Origin of the sequence: Rhodococcoides fascians A44A, from assembly GCF_000760735.1 — a bacterium.
GTDB lineage: Bacteria > Actinomycetota > Actinomycetes > Mycobacteriales > Mycobacteriaceae > Rhodococcoides > Rhodococcoides fascians_E.
Genome location: NZ_JMEX01000004.1, coordinates 17,803 through 36,946, shown reverse-complemented (window position 1 = coordinate 36,946; position 19,144 = coordinate 17,803). Strand labels below are relative to the sequence as shown.

Genomic DNA, 19,144 nt, shown 5'->3' with positions numbered 1-19,144 from the left:
GGTCAGCTGGTGATGTCCTTCGTCGAGAATCGCTGCCAGGCCGCAACTCCGAAGACCGCCGCGTAGGCAAGGGCCGAGAAGGATCCGACGACCATGTCGTTCCATTCGATCGTGGGCGACAATGCGTCGATCCACGTGTTCGCGTAATGACCCGGCAGGTAATTGCGCAGCGAGCCGAGGGCGGTGATCTGGTCGAGGATCTGCATCAGGATGGAGGTCATCACCGCGCCGCCGACGGCTCCGAGCGGTGCATCGGTCAGGACCGAGAGCAACATCGCCAGGCCCGCGACCCACGACAGGTTGATGCAGATGTAGAGCACGGCAATCGCCAAGCGGCCCAGAGCCTCGGTGTAGGACAAGCCGTCGCCGAACGGTGTCACCAGTGGTTCGGCGCCGTACAGCACCGTGCCGAGGGCTAGGGACACCACTACCAGCGTGACGATCGCCGCGATGGACAGCGTTGCGGACACCAATGCTTTCTGCATCAGCAGGCGTGTGCGCGGAACCGGGATCGCCAGCAGATATCGGAGTGACGACCAGGACGCCTCGCTGGCCACCGAATCGCCGAAGAACAGCGCGACGACGACGATGAGCAGAAATCCGACGGACATGAACAGTGCGAACACGGTGAAGTTGACGCCTCCGCGCGTGCCGAGCTCGATGAGGCCGCCTGCATCGGAGTCCGCCGAGTTGCTGCCCACCGCGAACGCGATCGCCAGGATCACCGGGAGCAGGGCGAGAAATCCGATCGAGAGCTGTGTCCGACGTCGCCCGAACTGGCGTCGCAGTTCGGTCCGGAACGGGAGCGTCTTTCCAGCCGAGTAGCCGTCCACTCGTCCATCCGAATGCGCGCTCATGGGGTCTCCTTGGTCGACGCCGCGGGCAGGGCGTCGTTGTGGACGAGGTCGAGGAACACGTCTTCGAGTCGCGTCGACTGCGAGAGGCTGCGAAGCTGCAGCCCGTCGTCGAACAGCGCCCGGGTGACCCGTGCAGGGTCGAGCGCGCCGAGGTCGACTCGGAGTGTCGTGTCGTCGACGACGGCTGGGTGCAGGTCGAGCCGTTCGAGAACGCGCGCGCCGCGCTCTGCGTCGTCGACGCGCACTTCGGTCTGGCCTTTGGCTTCGGTCAGTTCGCGGACGGTGCCGGAGCTGATGACCGAGCCGCGGTTCATGACCACGACGTGGGTGCATGTCTGTTCGACCTCGGCCAGCAGGTGGCTCGAAACCAGCACGGTACGTCCTGTCTTCGCGTAGTTGATCAGGACGTCACGCATCGTGCGGATCTGGGGCGGATCGAGACCGTTGGTGGGTTCGTCGAGGACCATCAGGTCCGGTAGTCCCAGCATCGCCTGCGCGATGGCCAGACGTTGCCGCATGCCTTGGCTGTAGGACTTCACCTTGCGTTCGATGGCGGCGCCGAGATCGGCGATCTCCAACGCCTCCTCCAGGTGGGCGTCCTCGGGCGGTCTACCGGTCGCCTGCCAGTACAGCCGCAGGTTCTCCTTGCCGCTGAGGTGTGGGAGGAAGCCGGATCCTTCGACGAAGGATCCGAGGCGGGACAACACCGGCGATCCTGGTGACACCTTGTGTCCGAACACCCGGATTTCACCCGCGGTCGGAGTAATGAGACCCATGAGCATGCGCAGTGTCGTCGTCTTGCCTGCCCCGTTCGGACCGAGGAGACCCAGCACCTGGCCCTTCTTCACCTCGAAGCCCACGCCGTTCACGGCTTTGAAACCGTTGGAGTAGGTCTTCTCGAGTCCGGTGATGACAAGAGGTGTCTCGACGAGTGACTCGTCGACCTCGGCGACGATCCTGCGGCGTCCCCGAACGACGTTGACGCCGATCAGCGCGGCCACCGCGAGTGCGATCACACCGATACCGACGAGCGGAGCCGTCGGCACGGAACTGCTGCTCGTCGACGTGCCTTCGACGGACGGGACCGACAGGGTCGGGTCATCGAGGGACACGACGAATTGGGCCGGCTCGAGCGGGACCGCGTAGGCCTGATCGGTCGTCGACACGGAGATCTCGATGTGGTGGCCCTGTGGAACTGCATAGCTGATGCCCGGCAGCGTGACGGTGACGGGGATCGACCCTTCCGTGGCGGTACTCGGCAGTCTCACGGCAGCGACGCCGCCACCGGGAAGCGTGCGGCGACCGTCGGGCGCGACGTCGTAGAGCTTGACGAAGACAACTGCTTCCTGGGGCTGAGCGAATGCACCGATGCGGAGATTCACACGCGACGAGCCTGTGATGTTGAGTGGTTCGGCGAGTGGCGTGCCCTCGAACGTGGCCGACTGACCGGGAATGTCGGCCGACAGCGCAGCACCCGCCGGAGTAGCGGTCAGGGCGGACAGAGCCGAACCGAGACCGGGGACGGACGAGATCGCCGACGGGGATGCGCCCGGTGGCCTCACGATGGTCTGCTCGGCCGGAGGAGGGGCCTGCGCCGAAGGATCCTCCTGCGCGCCGTCCGCGGTGGCCGCGGATTTCGGGGACAGATCGACATCGACGAATTGTGCCGACGACGGCTTCGGGTCGCCCGCGAGGCCTGGGTAGTCCGGGGCGGTCATCCGGCGGTTCCGCGCTCGTTCCTGTTCGACGGCGGATCCTTGTACGGCATAGTTGAACGGTTGTTCGCTGCTCTCGGCGGCGTCCGTGCCGCGGAGCTTCGCGTCGAGGAAGTCCTTCATCGCGTTGTCGGAGCCGCCGTTGGTTCCGCCCCCGTCGTGCCCACCGCCGAACCACCGGACCTCCACGTCACCGCCGGCCTCCGAAATCTGGCGGGCGGTCGTGTCGGCCTGGTCGAGTCCGAACAGCGTGTCCTGCAGACCCTGCACGAGAAGCGTCGGGGCTGTGATGTTCGACGCGACGGCTGTGGGTGAGTGCGCGCTGAGGAGAGCGAGTAGTTCGGGTGTCGGCTCTCCGGTCACCGCAGACTGCGCGTACGCGGCACAGAATTCGGGCGCGAAACGGCCGCAGCCCGTCGAGGTCGCGTCGGCGCCGCCGCTGGTGTCCGGCGGCGGCGTGCTTCCGGCGCCGAAGAACACGCCCGCCCATCCTCGTTTGAGGACACCGGGTCCTCCGTACACGGATCCGGCGGGTGAGTCGATCGCGGCCAGTGAGGCGCGTGCTTCGTCGCTGGTGACGCCGTAGTTGGGGAACAGGGCCTGGCCGAGGTCGTTCCAAGTGATGGCTGCGGCGACCGCGTCGATGCGTGGATCGGTTCCGGCGACACTCAGGGCGAGCGCGCCACCGTACGAGCCTCCCGCGACACCGACACGTGGATCGCCGGGGCCATCGAGGAGAGTTTCGGGCCGCTCGGCGAGCCAGTCGATCAATGCGCGGCCGTCCGCGACTTCACCGTCCGGGTCGTTGAGGGAAATTGCTCCTCCGCTGTCACCGAAGCCGCGTGCACTGTAGGTGAGCACGAGAAAACCGTCAGCGGCAAGCGAGCGAGCTTGGCCGTCGACCGACAGTTTGTCGCCGCCGAATCCGTGGGCCAGCAACACGGCAGGCGCGGGCGTCACCTCGGGCACGTACAGGCGGGCATCCAGATCGATCGTCTCGGCACTGCCCAGGGCCTCCGGTACGGTGATCCTCGTGTCGAGGGTGGACGCCGCATCCTGGGAGGCGGGGGAGCGGAATACGAAGAAGATCGAGACAGCCAGAACGATCGCAACGAGAAGTACGGCGAACGCGGCGGTTCCGGGCGACCGAAGCGGCCGGGGGATGTGCATGTGAACCAATGTATGTGAGGCGCGAGAGTCGTGTTGTCGGCGAACTCCGCCTCACATCCGGCGGATGCAGATAGGGTCATCGAAACGGGTACGGGGACGGGCAGATCGGCTTGTGATCGACCACGACCGCACCCGTAGAAGCATCGTCGAATGTGTGACAGAACACCTACAACTGGAGGAATGAATGAGTGCCTATCGCACCGTCGTCGTCGGAACCGATGGGTCCGAGTCGTCATTGCGCGCAGTGGAGAAGGCTGCGTCGATCGCCGGCGACGCGGACGCGACGCTGGTGATCGCCTGCGCTTACTATCCGGCCGATCCCAAGGACACAGGCAAGGCAGCCGATGCGTTGCGCGAGGATGCGTACCAGATCACCGGTTCCGCTCCGACGCACGACATCCTCCGGACAGCGCGTGAGCATGCGGTCAAGGCAGGCGCGAAGAACATCGACGAGCGTGCGATCGTCGGCGCCCCCGTCGAGTCCTTGCTTCAGCTGGTCGACGATGTGAAGGGGGATCTGCTCGTCGTCGGAAACCGCGGACTCAATTCGCTGACCGGTCGGTTGCTGGGTTCCGTCCCGTCCGACGCAGCGAGGAAGTCCACCAGCGACGTCCTCATCGTTCACACCGTCAGGTAGACGAGATCACTGTGGCCCGGCGGACTGCCCGCCGGGCCACAGTCGTGCGGTCAGGTACTGCGTGGGTCAGTGGACGAGGGCCTCGAACGGTGCGAGCGAGCGGAGTTCGACGGGCAGCGGACGGCTGTGCACGACACCCAGACGCTGCGTCGCGCGCGTCAGAGCGACGTAGAGATCACTCATGCCCATGGGGGATTCGTCGACGATGTCCGAGGGCTCGACGATGAGAACCGAGTCGAATTCCAGTCCCTTCGCGTCCTTGACCGTCGACACCGTCACGGTGTCCGATCTCAGATGCGCGAACGTGTCGACTCTGTCGTGGGGTGCCAGCACGACGCTGATGCCTGGGCGTGGGTGCTCGGCAAGACGCTGTTCGACGGTGCGCGGCAACGAGGTCTCGGCGACTTCCTGCGCCCACGGCACGTTGCCGGAATCTCGTACCGATCGTGGCACCGACTGAACCGGGTCGATGGCCGCGAGAACGTCACGGGCGACGGTCATGATTTCCGACGGCGTTCGGTAGTTGACCGTCAGCTCCGTCTTCTTCCACCGCTGTGCGACATACGGTTCCAGTACTCGAGCCCACGACGTGGTACCGGCGGGGTCGCCGGTCTGAGCTACGTCTCCGACGAGGGTCATCCACCGATTCGGTATGCGCCGCATGACCATTCGCCACGCCATGTCGGACAGTTCCTGAGCCTCGTCGACGATGACGTGCCCGTACGTCCAGGTGCGGTCACCGGCGGCGCGTTCGGCCGTGGTGAGACGTGCCCCGGAGTCCTGTCGGCTGGCGAGCTGACTCGCGTCGATCAGGTCGTATGCCATCAGAATTTCGGGGTCGAGCTCGTCTTCGAGATCCTGCGGTGCGGACCCCGTGAGGATGTCCAGTGCTCCCTGCGCGTCGGCGATTTGGTTGCGCCACTGACGATTTGCTTGTTCGCGTTCCGCGTTGTCGTCGATGCCGAGCAATTCGGCGAGTTCGTCCAGCAACGGTGCGTCGGCGGACGAGAATCCGCGTCCGCGTCGGACCAATGCGTCACGCTCCGCGGGGGTGAGGTCCGGCGCAGCCGACGCGATCCGGTCCGGGGAAGCGAACAGGTCTCGGAGTACTTGCTGGGGAGTGAGATCCGGCCACAGCTCGTCGATCGCCGCCATGACGTCGGCGTCTTCCTTCATCTCGTCCCGCATGTCGGCGATGTCGTCCCGGCTGAGAAGGCTGCCACCGTCGACCACGTTCTCACCCAACTTCGCCGCCAGTTGTTGTGCGAGCCCGTCCACGACGGACGCCACGAACAGCGGCCGCGCCAGGTTGTGGGGCCGCCGAGACGATCTGGCCCGGCCCCGAGCACGGGTGACGATCTTGCGGTCGAGGGTGATGTCGTAGGTGTCGAAACGCAGTCGCTTCGGTTCCGACGGCACCTCTTGGCGATCGCGTACCGCCTTGGTGAGCACCGCGACCATCGACGTCGATCCCTTGACCTGTGCAGCGAGTGTGGAGTCCTCGAGCGTCGCCCGCACCCCCGGGTAGAGGTTGCCGATGGTGGAGAGCAGCACTCCGGTCTCGCCGAGCGAGGGGAGTACTTGGCCGATGTAGTCCAGGAATGTGGCGTTCGGCCCGATGATCAGCACACCGCTCTTGGCGAGCTGCTGACGATAGGTGTAGAGCAAGTACGCGGCACGGTGAAGTGCCACGGCGGTCTTACCGGTACCGGGCCCTCCCTGCACCACCAGCACACTGCGGTGCTCGGAGCGAATGATGGCGTCCTGTTCGCTCTGAATCGTCTCGACGATGTCGTTCATCTGCCCCGTGCGGGCCGCGTCCAGAGCCGACAACAACGCGCTCTCGCCGGCGACACCGGTGGAATCGGAACTCAGGCCGACTTCCTGCGCGGCGGCGAGATCGAGGTACTCGTCGGCCAAAGACGTGACCCGACGACTCCTCGTGCGGATGTGGCGCCGACGAAGCACGTTCTCCGGCGCAGCAGGCGTGGCGAGGTAGAACGGGCGGGCCATGGGCGCACGCCAGTCGAGCAGCAGGGTTTCGTAGTCGTTGGCCTCGTCGAGAATCCCGACGCGGCCGACGTAGCGGACCGGCGAGTCGTCACCGTCGGTGGACAGGTCGATCCGTCCGAAGCACAGGCCGTTCTCGGCGGCGTCGTACTTCGCGATGTCGTCGGTGTAGAGATGCGTGAACGATTCCCGTTCACTTCGCGCCTGCGGTGTGCCCCCGGTTTCGAGCAGGACGGTGCTGAGCCGATTCTGTGCGTACTTCCGTAGGGCGTCGAGTTGGTCGTAGAGCATTGTGACGTAGGACTGCTCGCGATCCTGGTCGGTCATGTGCTGATCGCTGGTGACCGAAAGGCCGTCGTCCGGCAAAGGTTCTCCTCGGGAGTTCGGCGAATAGATGCGCGAAAATCGCCCAAGTAGTCTACGACGAACGAGAGCCCCACCGCAGAACTGCTGCTCGCGGATGGGGCTCTCGGGTCGGTTGGACCTACTTGGAGTACTTCTGCACGCGCTTGTCGAGCTCCTTGCGTGCCTTCTCGACCTTCTTGTCCAGCTTCGCGCGAGCCTTCTCGGTTGCCTTGTCGAACTCACGGCTCTGCTTCTCCGCGCGCTTGCGTGCGCGGTTGCTCAGGGTCTCCGTGCGGTCCGCAGCCAGCTCCGCCAGTTTGCTTCCGCGTTCCTGAGCGACGTCGGCGAACTCCGCCGCACGCGCCGACGCCACGTCGGCCCATTTTCCGCTTCGGTCCTGGGCGGCATCGACGAGGTCTGCACCGCGATCGGCGGCGGTCTCGGCCCACTTGGAGCCGCGCTTCTGGGCCAGCTCGGCCAGCTCTGCGCCGCGGTCCGCGGCTTCCTCGGCCAGCTGCGAACCACGCTTCTGTGCCTTCTTCGCGAGTTTCGAGCCACGCTTCTGAGCGAGTTCGGTCAGTTCCTCGCTGCGATCGGCGGCCGTCTCGGCCCACTTGGAACCGCGCTTCTGCGCGACCTTCGCCAGATCCTGTCCACGATCGGCTGCTTCCTCGGCGAGCTTCGAGCCGCGCTTCTGCGCGACCTCGGCGAGGTCGTGGCCCCGGTCTGCGGCCTTGTGGGCCCATCGTGAGATGACCGGCTGGGCGGCGTCGGCGAAGTCGGATCCCTTGTCCGCCGCGACGTCGGCCCAGTGCGACACGACGGGCTGTGCTGCCTCGGCGAGATCGGAACTCTTCTCGGCAGCGACGTCGGCCCACTTCGAGACGACCGGCTGTGCTGCCTCGGCGAGGTCCGCGCTACGGCTCGCAGCCACCGAAGCGATCTCGCGGATGCGGCCGGTGGCGGCACCGAGGTGGTCGGCGGTGTCGTGAGTCCCCGGCAATGCCGAGACGACGGATTCCTGCGCCTTGCGTGCAGCCCTACGTCCACGCCATGCGAGAGACGGCTTGCCCTCGGTGTCGACGGCGGCGATCAGAAGACCACCGAGCAAGCTGACGTTCTTGAAGAACTGGGTGCGCTGTGCGGCCTTCGCGGCGGGATCGGTTTCGTTCCAGAAGGCGTGGCCCGCGACAGTGGTGGGCACGAGGCTGCCTGCCAGAGCGAGCGACGCGATCCGCGGGGCCTTGCCCGTCGCCAGGAGGATTCCACCGCCGACCTGAATCGCGCCGTTGATGCGGACGAGGGTCTCGGGATCGCTCGGCACGTTCGATGTGACGCTGTCAGGAAGTGTGTCCTGCCCCTGCTCGATCAGGGGTGCCGCAACCTTCGCCTTTCCGGCGGGGTTACGCAGCGCGTCGATCCCTCCGGCGATGAAGATGGTCGACATCAGCGGACGAGCGATACGGCGGACCAGCATTGACAGCCTCCTGGATGGGTCGATGAACGTCGATGTTCGACGCGGACACCCCTCCGAGGACAGGTGCCTGCGCCGCTCCACCGTATCCATACCCGGGGTTCGGGCATCTCAAGCGCGCCGAGAAGATCACCAGCCGCGCGAGCGCCACTCGTCCAGCGATCCACGCTCGGCGCCGAGCGTGGTGTCCTTGCCGTGCCCTGGATAGACGACGGTGTCGTCCCCGTACTCGTCGAACAGTTTCGACGAGACGTCGTCGAGCAACTGCGTGAAATCCTCGGGTGTGGAGGTCTTTCCGACACCGCCGGGGAACAACGAGTCGCCGGTGAAGAGATGCGTGACACCGGACTTGCCGTCCGTGAGAGCGAGCGCGATGGACCCGGGTGTGTGACCACGCAGGTGAATCGCTTTCAGTGTGAGGCTGCCCACCTCGATGGTGTCGCCGTCGGCCAACAGGCGGTCCGGGGCGACCGGCAGCGGTTCCGCATCCAAGGTGTGTGCAGCCGTGGGCGACGCCGTTCCGCCTGCGATGTCCTCGAGCGCCTGCCAGTGATCCGCATGCTGGTGAGTCGTGACGATCAAGCTCAGGGTCGGCGCGTTCTCGTCGATGAGCTGTGACAGGCGCTCGGCCTCGTTGGCGGCGTCGATGAGAAGCGACTCGCCGCTGGTGGAACAAACGACGAGGTAGGAGTTGTTGTCCATCGGGCCGACCGACATCTTCGTGATCGTGCCGCCGGAGATCTGCCGTCGCTGAGGCGTCGATCCCGGGGAAACCGCGCCGGTGTACTGGTCGTCGATGACCATGAGGTGCTCGTCCATTGCGAGGAGGCTACCGTCGGCGCGAGCACGTTGCCTGTTCGACCCTGTGTAAGTCCTGGGCCTTGCGTAGCCACCGAGTGCTGCGGCGCCGAGCAAACGTGTCGGTGGGTCGGCCTAGCATTGCTCGTGCGTGAACTGGATCTTCACGTGTGCATCACAACAGCATCGGTTGGATCGGTTCGGTCGGTGGTACCCGAGAGTCGTCGGTATCGGCGTCCGATGTTCGAAGACTTCCGAAAAGAAGGGAAAATTGTGGCGGATCGCCTGGTCGTTCGAGGTGCGCGGGAACACAACCTGCGGGGGGTCGATATCGACCTGCCGCGCAACAGTCTCGTGGTCTTCACCGGGCTCTCGGGTTCGGGTAAGTCGTCGCTGGCGTTCGACACCATTTTCGCGGAAGGTCAGCGACGCTACGTCGAATCGCTGTCTGCCTATGCCCGTCAGTTCCTCGGTCAGATGGACAAGCCGGACGTCGATTTCATCGAGGGTCTGTCGCCCGCAGTGTCCATCGATCAGAAGTCGACCAACCGCAACCCGCGCTCGACCGTCGGCACCATCACCGAGGTGTACGACTATCTACGTCTGCTCTTCGCGCGCGCCGGCACGGCTCACTGCCCGGTGTGTGGGGAGAAGATCGCCAAGCAGACACCTCAGCAAATCGTGGACCAGGTGCTCGCGATGGAGGAGGGCATCAAGTTCCAGGTGCTCGCTCCGGTTGTCCGTACGCGCAAGGGCGAATTCGTCGACCTGTTCGAGTCGCTGAACACTCAGGGCTACTCGCGAGTCCGCGTCGACGGCGTGGTGCACCAGTTGACCGATCCCCCCAAGCTCAAGAAGCAAGAAAAGCACGACATCGAGGTCGTGGTCGACCGCCTCACGGTGAAAGCCAGTTCGAAGCAGCGGTTGACGGACTCGGTCGAGACGGCGCTACGCCTCGCCGACGGGATCGTCGTCCTGGATTTCGTCGACATCGACGAGAACTCGCCCGATCGCGAGCGTCGCTTCTCCGAGAAATTGGCCTGCCCCAACGCGCATCCGCTGTCGATCGACGATCTCGAGCCCCGGTCGTTCTCGTTCAACTCGCCCTACGGCGCGTGTTCGGAGTGCCTCGGGCTCGGTGTGCGCAAAGAGGTCGACCCGGATCTGGTGGTACCGGACCCGGATCTGTCCCTGGCCGACGGTGCCATTGCGCCGTGGTCGATGGGCCAGACATCGGAGTACTTCGGTCGGCTGCTGTCCGGGTTGTCGGACGCAATGGGCTTCGACCTGGACGCGCCCTGGAACAAGCTGCCCGCGAAGGTGAAGCGCGCTGTCCTGGAGGGCAGCGAGCACCAAGTGCACGTCAAGTACAAGAACCGGTACGGGCGTACCCGTTCTTACTACGCGGAGTTCGAGGGCGTCATGCCCTTCCTGCATCGCCGGCTGGAACAGACAGAATCCGAGCAGATGAAGGAACGCTACGACGGGTACATGCGTGACGTCCCGTGCCCGGCGTGCGGTGGCGATCGTCTTCGGCCGGAAATCCTCTCGGTCACCATCGAGGCCGGGGGATTCGGGGCGAAGTCCATCGCCGACGTCTGCCGTCTGTCCATTTCCGACACCGCCGACTTCCTGAACAGCCTCACCCTCGGGGCCAAGGAAGAGGCCATTGCAGGTCAGGTCCTTCGGGAGGTCCAGGCCAGGCTCGGGTTCCTGCTCGACGTCGGCCTCGAATACCTCTCGCTGTCCCGCGCAGCCGGTTCCCTCTCCGGCGGAGAGGCTCAACGCATCAGGCTCGCCACGCAGATCGGATCCGGTCTCGTCGGCGTCCTGTACGTCCTCGACGAGCCGTCCATCGGCCTGCACCAACGGGACAACCGTCGACTCATCGACACCCTCACACGACTACGAGATCTCGGGAACACCCTGATCGTCGTCGAGCACGACGAGGACACCATCCGTACGTCCGACTGGGTCGTCGACATCGGACCGCAGGCGGGCGAGCACGGCGGACGCGTCGTACACAGCGGGTCCTACCAGGACCTGCTGAAGAACGAGGAGTCCCTGACGGGTGCCTACCTCGCGGGTCGCCTCGAGATCCCGCTGCCCGACCTCCGGCGTGTGGTGGACAAGAAGCGTCAGGTCACCGTCGTCGGTGCTCGCGAGCACAACCTCAAGGGCATCGACGTCAGTTTCCCGCTCGGTGTGCTCACCTCGGTCACCGGCGTATCGGGATCGGGAAAGTCGACGCTCGTGAACGACATTCTCGCGACGGTCATGGCGAACAAGCTCAACGGTGCTCGACAGGTCCCCGGACGGCACACGCGAATCAACGGACTCGACCAGCTGGACAAGCTGGTGCGAGTCGACCAGTCGCCCATCGGGCGCACGCCCCGCTCCAATGCGGCCACGTACACCGGTGTGTTCGACAAGATCCGAACGTTGTTCGCGGCCACTACCGAGGCGAAGGTGCGCGGGTACCAACCAGGCCGATTCTCGTTCAACGTCAAGGGCGGTCGGTGCGAGGCATGCTCGGGCGACGGGACGCTGAAGATCGAGATGAACTTCCTTCCCGACGTGTACGTCCCGTGCGAGGTGTGCAACGGAGCTCGCTACAACCGCGAGACACTCGAAGTGCACTACAAGGGAAAGACCATCTCCGAGGTACTGGACATGCCGATCGAAGAGGCAGCCGAGTTCTTCGAGCCCATCACGTCCATCCACCGTTACCTCAAGACCTTGGTCGAGGTCGGCCTCGGTTACGTCCGGCTCGGTCAGCCGGCGACCACGCTGTCCGGTGGTGAAGCGCAGCGAGTGAAGCTGGCGTCCGAGCTGCAGAAACGCTCCACCGGTCGGACCGTCTACATTCTCGACGAACCGACGACCGGCCTGCATTTCGAGGACATCCGCAAACTGCTCGGCGTCGTCAACGGACTGGTGGACAAAGGCAACACCGTCATCGTCATCGAGCACAATCTCGACGTCATCAAGGTGTCGGACTGGATCATCGACATGGGTCCGGAAGGCGGTTCCGGCGGAGGCACCGTCGTGGCCCAGGGCAACCCCGAAGAGGTCGCTGCAGTGCCGGAGAGCTACACCGGCAAGTTCCTGCAGGAGGCTCTCACCCGCGAGCCTGTGAAGGAAACCAAGAAGGCACCGGTCAAGAAGCGGCGTCCCCGCAAAGCCGCAGCCGTCTGACCTCCCCGACCGTCTCTGCACCGAACGTCACATTCGCTCCGGTTCTTCCCGCTCTTTCCGGAGCGAATGTGCCGTTCAGTCACTTCAAGTGACCGAACGGCACATTCGGTCCCTCCAAGTGACCAGACGGCACGTTCAGTCCCTTCAAGTGACCAGACGGCACGTTCGGTCCGACAGGGGAGCGGGTGATCAGTACACCGGCCCCGTGTATTTCTCGCCGGGACCCTTGCCGGGCTCGTCGGGGTAGGCGGAGTTTTCGCGGAAGGCTTTCTGCAGTGCCTGGAGTCCTTCGCGGATGGGGCCTGCGTGGGGTCCGAGGTATTCGACCGAGGAGGTGACGAGTCCTGCGAGGGCGGTGATGACTCGTCGGGCTTCGTCGAGGTCGAGGTGGGGGCTGGAGGCGGGGTCGGCTTCGGACAGTCCGAGTTTTTCGGCTGCGGAGCTCATCAGCATCACGGCGGCGCGGCTGATCACCTCGACGGCGGGGACGTCGGCGAGTTCGCGGACGTCCGGCTCGTCGGCATGTTCGGGGTTGCTCATGTCTATGAGGATGTCACGGCGATGGTGAACAGCGTCCGCCAGCGCCGATTCGGCGAACAGCCTGGTCGGCTGGTACAGTTCTTCAACGACCGTCTTCGACGCGTTCTCCAGCTGGGGATTGTTACTCGAAGGCAGCAAGTGGAGCCCGACTCCCACCGGCTTTCAGCTCAGGTTGATTCCGGTCCGGTCACTCGGACAGGCGCCGTAAAGGCGCAGTGCCGAGCTTCCTCGCGAGAGGGGATGTGCATCGCGTGCGGTGTTCGTCCGGCCGGTCGACTTCGGGCCCTGCTTCAGCGGAAATGCTGAGCAGGGTTTTTGCGTTGTACGGGTCAGTGCCGCAAGGCATGGACGTCCCGGCGGCGCCGTCGTCGTAGGACAAGCGGGCAGGCGGGCTGTGCCAGGCGGTCGGCTCGACCCCACATCGCACTACCTAGGAGGCCCCATCAGCACTGAGACTCGCATTAACGACAACATCCGTGTTCGCGAGGTTCGTCTAGTCGGACCGGGCGGTGAACAGGTTGGCATCGTGCGTGTTGAAGATGCACTCCGCTTGGCTCTCGAAGCCGATCTCGATCTCGTAGAAGTGGCTCCCGACGCTCGTCCGCCGGTCTGCAAGATCATGGACTACGGGAAGTTCAAGTACGAGGCAGCACAGAAGGCGCGTGAATCGCGCAAGAACCAGACTCTGACGGTGATCAAGGAGCAGAAGCTCCGCCCGAAGATCGACGCACACGACTACGAGACCAAGAAGCGAAACGTCGTTCGCTTCCTCGAAGCCGGCTCGAAGGTCAAGGTCACCATCATGTTCCGCGGACGCGAGCAGTCGCGTCCCGAGCTCGGCTTCCGCCTGCTCCAGCGTTTGGGAGCGGATGTAGCTGATCTCGGCTTCGTGGAAACGTCCGCGAAGCAGGACGGACGCAACATGACGATGGTCCTTGCCCCTCACAAGGGTGCCAAGACTCGCGTCAAGGCGCAGGAGAGCGCGGCAGCTCCGCCGGCTCAGCGTGCGGCAGCTCCGGCTCCGGCCGCCGAGCCCGCACCTGCCGAGCCTGCAGCGGGAGATGCTCCGGCTGCGGCGACGCCGCCGAGCTCCTGAACCAAGCACGACCAGTAAGACGATCCGTGCCGGTGATCACCGGCACGGATCGTGCCGAGCAAGACCGAAGAGCAACACAGAACTGAGGACTCCATGCCCAAGCAGAAGACCCACAGTGGCGCCAAGAAGCGATTCAAGGTGTCCGGCAGCGGCAAGATCCTGCGTCAGAAGGCCGGCCGTCGCCACCTGCTGGAGCACAAGGCCACCAAGGTGACCCGCCGTCTCGACGGCGTTGCAGTCGTCACGAAGGCTGACGAGCCGCGGATCAAGCGCCTGCTCGGCATCTGATCTGGACTTCGTAGTCGGCGCACTTCGCCGGCGTCATCCCATACCATTCGGGGTTGTGTGACTAGCCCCCAGATCGACAGGATTTACCAGTGGCACGCGTAAAAAGGGCGGTCAACGCCCAGAAGAAGCGCCGTTCGATTCTCGAAGCGTCCAAGGGCTACCGCGGACAGCGCTCACGTCTGTACACCAAGGCCAAGGAGCAGCAGCTCCACTCGCTCACCTACGCATACCGCGACCGCAAGGCTCGCAAGGGTGACTTCCGCAAGCTGTGGATCACGCGTATCAACGCCGCAGCTCGCGCCAACGACATCACGTACAACCGCTTCGTTCAGGGTCTGAAGGCCGCAGGCGTCGAGGTCGATCGCAAGATCCTCGCCGAGCTCGCAGTCTCGGACGCTGCTGCATTCGCTTCCTTGGTGGAGATCGCCAAGGCTGCACTGCCTGCCGACGTCAACGCTCCTGCCGGAGAAGCAGCCTGAGTAGGTTGACGCACGACGATCTCGATCCGAAACGACCCGTGGACACGCTCACCGAGCGAACGCCACGGGTCGTTTCGGCTGTGAAGCTCCTTCGCGCCTCCGAGCGAAAGAAGACGGGTCTTTTCCTCGCTGAGGGCACCAACTCCGTCGCCGAGGCGTTGCACGCCGGCGTCGCGCGCGAGGTGTTCTTTCGCGAGGACTCGGCAGACCGCAACGGTGTCGTGCTCGACCTCGCGCGCACGACGGGCGTTCCGGTTCACGCGATCACCGAACGCGCCGCCAAGGGCCTGTCGGACACGGTGACTCCGCCTGGGGTGGTTGCGGTGTGCCGCACCGTCGATGTGGATGTCCGGGTGGCTCTCGCCGGAACCCCGCAGCTGGTGGCTGTTCCTGTGGAGGTGTCCGAACCGGGCAACGCCGGAACTGTCATACGGGTCGCCGACGCAGTGGGTGCGGACTCGGTGATTCTGCTCGGAGATGCCGTCGATCCGCACAACGGCAAGTGCGTTCGTGCGTCGGCGGGCAGTGTGTTCCATCTCCCGATCGCTCGCGAGCGGTCGGTGAACGTCGGGCTCGATGCGCTGCGTGCGGCCGGCGTCACGATTCTCGCGACGGCAGCCGACGGTGATGTGGACCTCGACGATGCGGACGAGCTCCTGAGCCGACCGACGGCGTGGTTGTTCGGCAACGAGGCGCACGGGTTGGCGCCCGCGGTTGCAGCGGCTGCGGACAATCGCGTCAGAATTCCGATTCACGGCCGAGCCGAAAGCCTGAACCTGGCGACGGCGGCGGCGATCTGCCTCTACGCCAGCGCGCGAGCTCAGCGCAGGTCCGGGCATAAATGACTTTGTCGCTCGCCTAGAATCGTCCTTCAGGGACATCAATCCACACCATCAAGGAGTTGCAGCACTCGTGGCGAAGAAAGAAGCCGACAACGCCCAGCCGGTAGATCCGAGCGTGCTCGAGCCGGCTGCGCTCGATGCCGCCGCCGACGGGGCCGAGAAGGCTTTTGCCGCTGCTCGTGATCTGGACGAGTTGACGCAGGTGAAGATCGAGCACATCGGCAACCGGGCGCCGCTCGCGTTGGCGCAGCGTGCTCTGGGATCGATCCCGGGTGATCGGAAGGCCGATGCCGGTAAGCGAGTGAAGGTCGCGCGCGATCGCGTACAGAAGGCTTTCGATGCTCGCCGCGAGGTTCTGCTCGCCGAGCGCGATGCCGCGATCCTCGTCGCCGAGACCATCGACGTGACCCTGCCGTCGACGCGTCGTCCGGTCGGTGCTCGGCACCCGATCACGATCATTGCCGATCAAGTTGCCGACGTGTTCGTTGCGATGGGGTGGGAGGTCGAGGAAGGCCCGGAGGTCGAGACCGAGCATTTCAATTTCGACGCCTTGAACTTCTTGCCGGACCATCCTGCTCGAACGATGCAGGACACGTTCCACATCGCACCGGAGGGGTCGCGCCAGGTTCTTCGTACGCATACGTCGCCGGTGCAGGTGCGGTCGATGTTGTCGCGTGAGGTGCCCATCTACGTCGTCTGCCCTGGGCGGACGTTCCGCACCGACGAACTGGACACAACGCATACCCCGGTGTTCCATCAGGTCGAGGGCCTCGCAATCGACAAGGGTCTGACGATGGCGAACCTACGCGGCACGCTCGATGCTTTCGCTCGGGCGCTGTTCGGCGAGGAGACTCGTACTCGTATGCGGCCCAACTACTTTCCGTTCACCGAGCCGTCCGCCGAGGTCGATGTCTGGTTCCCGAAGAAGAAGGGCGGGCCGGGCTGGGTCGAGTGGGGCGGCTGCGGAATGGTCAACCCGAAGGTGCTGCGGGCCAGCGGTATCGACCCGGAGGTGTACTCGGGCTTCGCCTTCGGTATGGGTCTGGAGCGAACGCTGCAGTTCCGCAACGACATTCCCGACATGCGGGACATCGTCGAGGGTGACATTCGTTTCACCATCCCCTTCGGCGTCGACGCCTGATCTCGAGAACTGCCCTTACCGAGTTTCGATCCGTAGAAAGAGCTGAGCAGACGTGCGAGTTCCACAATCCTGGCTGACCGAGGTTCTGCAGCGCACCGCGCCGCAGTGGAAGGTGACCCCCGAAGAACTCGACGAAGGCTTCGTTCGCGTCGGCTTCGAGGTCGAGGAGTTGGAATCGCTGGACAACGTCACCGGTCCACTCGTGGTCGGTCGTGTCTCGTCGATCGAGGAGTTGACGGAGTTCAAGAAGCCGATTCGGTTCTGTCATGTCGACGTCGGCGCCGAGGAACTGCAGGAAATCGTCTGCGGTGCACGGAACTTCGCCGAAGGCGACCTTATCGTCGCAGCCCTGCCGGGAAGTGTGCTGCCCGGAGGATTCGCGATCGCGGCCCGTAAGACGTACGGCAAGACGTCCAACGGCATGATCTGTTCGACGGCGGAACTCGGGTTGGGGCGTGACTCGTCGGGAATCCTGGTGTTGCCGGAAGGCACCGCAGCTCCCGGTGACGACGCCAAGGCCGTGCTGGGGCTCGACGACGCGGTGATCGAGTTGAACGTGACACCCGACCGCGGATACGCCTTCTCCGTCCGAGGGCTGGCTCGGGAGCTCGCGAGCAGCTTCGATCTGGAGTTCGCGGATCCAGCAGCTGGGCCGGTACAGAACAACGAGGCCGATACGTGGCCCACTACGGTCGAGGCCGATTCCGGGGCGACCCGATTCGCGCTGCGCAAGGTCAGCGGCATCGATCCGAACGCGACGACTCCGTGGTGGTTGCAGCGCAGGCTGCTGCTGGCGGGCATCAGGCCGATCTCGGCTGCGGTGGACGTCACCAACTACGTGCTGCACGAGTTGGGTCAGCCGCTGCATGCGTTCGACGCGAACAAGCTGAGCGGCGGAATCGTCGTCCGGCGGGCCGAGGCAGGGGAGAAGCTGACCACGCTCGACGACGTGGAGCGCACTCTCGACGCCGAGGACGTCGTGATTGCCGACGATTCAGGTGCGATTTCTCTTGCAGGTGTCATGGGTGGTGCGTCCACAGAGGTCGACGACAACACTGTCGACGTGATTCTCGAGGCAGCGACGTTCGATCCTCTCGCGGTGTTCCGTACGGGTCGCAGGCACAAACTGTCCAGTGAAGCGAGCAAGCGCTTCGAGCGCACTGTCGACTCGGCGCTGCCCGTGGCTGCGTTGGATCGTGCGGCGCAGTTGCTCGTCGAGATCGCCGGAGGTCGCGTCGAGTCGGTGTTGACCGATATCGGGGAGCCGCACACGTTCGACGCCGTTCGTATGGATCTCGATCTACCTGATCGTGTCGCTGGGGTCGCGTACCCGAACGGCACGGCCGCTCGACGTCTGACCCAGATCGGGTGCGATGTCGAGGTCGGTGTCAGCGCGTCGGGCCACGGCGAGCTGGTCGTGACTCCGCCGACGTGGCGTCCGGACCTGCAGCAACCTGCCGATCTCGTCGAGGAGGTCCTGCGTCTGGAGGGGCTGGAGCAGATCCCGTCGGTGCTCCCGACGGCTCCGGCCGGGCGCGGTCTGACGGCCACTCAGAAGCGCAAACGCGCTGTCGGCAAGTCGCTCGCGTTCGCCGGCTTCGTCGAGGTGCTGCCGACGGTCTTCCTGCCGACCGGGGTGTTCGACACGTGGGGACTGCCCGCCGACGATGTTCGTCGCCGGACCACCTCGGTTCTGAACCCGCTGGAAGCGGACCGTCCCGAGCTCGCGACGACGGTGTTGCCCGGCTTGTTGGAGATATTGGCGCGCAACGTCAACCGTGGGCAGCGGGATCTGGCGTTGTTCGGCATCGCTCAGGTCGTTCGCCCCGGTGATCACACGGTTCCGGTCGATGCGCTAGAGGTGCACGCGCGTCCGAGCGACGAGGAGATCGCTCACTTGCGCGGGTCGCTTCCGGACCAGCCTGTGTTCGTCGGTGCTGTGCTGACCGGCCAGCGCGATCCTTCGGGTCCGTGGGGACCGGGGCGCGCAGCCGATGCGTCCGACGCGTTCGCGGCGGCTCGGACGGTCGCGGCGGCCGCCGGTGTGCAGTTGGAGTTCCGTGCGGCGCAGCACCTTCCGTGGCATCCCGGTCGCTGTGCTGAACTACTGGTCGACGGCGTTGTGGTGGGGCATGCGGGTGAGTTGCATCCGGCGGTGCTCGAACGAGCGGACCTGCCGGCGCGCACGTGTGCTGTCGAGTTGAATCTCGATGCTCTCCCGATCGTCGAGTCTCTTCCGGCTCCGATCGTGTCGCCGTTCCCTGCGGTTCTTCAGGATGTCGCCGTGGTCGTCGAGCGATCGGTCCCGTCGGCCGATGTCGAAGCTGCGCTGCGCGCAGGTGCGGGTGACCTTCTCGAGAGCATCAGACTGTTCGACGTGTTCGAAGGTGAGCAGGTCGGTGCGGACCGGAAGTCCTTGGCATTTGCGTTGGTGTTCCGCGGTAGCGACGGAACGTTGACCGAAGCGCAGGCCACCGAGGCGCGCGACGCTGCCGTCGCCGCTGCGAAGAATGCAGTCGGGGCCGAACTGCGAGGCTGAGCGGTGTCGAGTCCG

14 protein-coding genes are annotated in these 19,144 nt (G+C 65.0%); 8 read left to right on the top strand and 6 right to left on the bottom strand.

Annotation, left to right across the window (positions count from 1 at the left end):
* Nucleotides 1–2: 2 nt before the first annotated feature.
* Nucleotides 3–857 carry an ABC transporter permease gene (locus tag BH95_RS01155; RefSeq protein ID WP_020112040.1) on the bottom strand — a complete coding sequence of 285 codons (855 nt, stop codon included), beginning with the start codon at nt 855–857 and terminating at the stop codon, nt 3–5.
* On the bottom strand, nt 854–3,742 hold the full coding sequence (locus BH95_RS01150) for an alpha/beta fold hydrolase (protein ID WP_020112041.1): 2,889 nt from the start codon (nt 3,740–3,742) through the stop codon (nt 854–856). The genes BH95_RS01155 and BH95_RS01150 overlap by 4 nt, the downstream gene beginning before the upstream one ends.
* 184 nt (nt 3,743–3,926) lie before the next feature.
* Between BH95_RS01150 and BH95_RS01145 the strand changes: the two genes are divergently transcribed.
* Complete coding sequence (locus tag BH95_RS01145) at nt 3,927–4,379, top strand: universal stress protein (protein ID WP_020112042.1); 453 nt, start codon at nt 3,927–3,929, stop codon at nt 4,377–4,379.
* Nucleotides 4,380–4,445: 66 nt separating this feature from the next.
* Here the strand turns inward: BH95_RS01145 and BH95_RS01140 are convergent, their stop codons facing one another.
* The 3 genes from BH95_RS01140 to BH95_RS01130 all read right to left on the bottom strand — a co-directional run bounded on the left by BH95_RS01140 (nt 4,446) and on the right by BH95_RS01130 (nt 9,027).
* Nucleotides 4,446–6,755, bottom strand: a complete 2,310-nt coding sequence (locus tag BH95_RS01140; protein ID WP_020112043.1) for a HelD family protein — start codon at nt 6,753–6,755, stop codon at nt 4,446–4,448.
* Nucleotides 6,756–6,873: 118 nt separating this feature from the next.
* The gene (locus BH95_RS01135) at nt 6,874–8,211 is read right to left on the bottom strand and encodes a DoxX family protein (RefSeq protein ID WP_019665814.1); all 1,338 of its coding nucleotides are present in this window, start codon (nt 8,209–8,211) and stop codon (nt 6,874–6,876) included.
* 126 nt (nt 8,212–8,337) lie between these two features.
* Nucleotides 8,338–9,027 (bottom strand): MBL fold metallo-hydrolase, encoded by a 690-nt coding sequence (locus tag BH95_RS01130; RefSeq protein WP_020112044.1) that lies wholly within the window; start codon nt 9,025–9,027, stop codon nt 8,338–8,340.
* A gap of 252 nt (nt 9,028–9,279) precedes the next feature.
* Here BH95_RS01130 and uvrA point away from each other — a divergent pair, with 252 nt between their 5' ends.
* Nucleotides 9,280–12,204 (top strand): excinuclease ABC subunit UvrA, encoded by a 2,925-nt coding sequence (gene uvrA / locus BH95_RS01125; RefSeq protein ID WP_019665812.1) that lies wholly within the window; start codon nt 9,280–9,282, stop codon nt 12,202–12,204.
* A 189-nt stretch (nt 12,205–12,393) separates the two neighbouring features.
* Here the strand turns inward: uvrA and BH95_RS01120 are convergent, their stop codons facing one another.
* Entirely contained in the window at nt 12,394–12,744 is a 351-nt protein-coding gene (locus BH95_RS01120; protein WP_037181041.1) for a DUF1844 domain-containing protein, read from the bottom strand.
* A gap of 394 nt (nt 12,745–13,138) precedes the next feature.
* On the opposite strand from BH95_RS01120, the gene infC reads away from it, so the two are divergent.
* The 6 genes from infC (at nt 13,139) to pheT (ending at nt 19,129) form a co-directional block, all read left to right on the top strand.
* Nucleotides 13,139–13,840, top strand: a complete 702-nt coding sequence (gene infC / locus BH95_RS01115; RefSeq protein ID WP_020112045.1) for a translation initiation factor IF-3 — start codon at nt 13,139–13,141, stop codon at nt 13,838–13,840.
* Nucleotides 13,841–13,933: 93 nt separating this feature from the next.
* Nucleotides 13,934–14,128 carry a 50S ribosomal protein L35 gene (gene rpmI / locus BH95_RS01110; protein ID WP_019665809.1) on the top strand — a complete coding sequence of 65 codons (195 nt, stop codon included), beginning with the start codon at nt 13,934–13,936 and terminating at the stop codon, nt 14,126–14,128.
* Nucleotides 14,129–14,217: 89 nt separating this feature from the next.
* Nucleotides 14,218–14,607 carry a 50S ribosomal protein L20 gene (gene rplT, locus BH95_RS01105; protein ID WP_019665808.1) on the top strand — a complete coding sequence of 130 codons (390 nt, stop codon included), beginning with the start codon at nt 14,218–14,220 and terminating at the stop codon, nt 14,605–14,607.
* 38 nt (nt 14,608–14,645) lie between these two features.
* Nucleotides 14,646–15,452, top strand: coding sequence for a TrmH family RNA methyltransferase (locus tag BH95_RS01100; RefSeq protein ID WP_037181038.1), 807 nt, complete (start codon nt 14,646–14,648; stop codon nt 15,450–15,452).
* Between the two features lie 67 nt (nt 15,453–15,519).
* Entirely contained in the window at nt 15,520–16,590 is a 1,071-nt protein-coding gene (pheS, locus tag BH95_RS01095) for a phenylalanine--tRNA ligase subunit alpha (protein ID WP_020112048.1), read from the top strand.
* Nucleotides 16,591–16,642: 52 nt separating this feature from the next.
* Nucleotides 16,643–19,129 carry a phenylalanine--tRNA ligase subunit beta gene (gene pheT, locus BH95_RS01090; RefSeq protein WP_037180691.1) on the top strand — a complete coding sequence of 829 codons (2,487 nt, stop codon included), beginning with the start codon at nt 16,643–16,645 and terminating at the stop codon, nt 19,127–19,129.
* Nucleotides 19,130–19,144 lie beyond the last annotated feature (15 nt).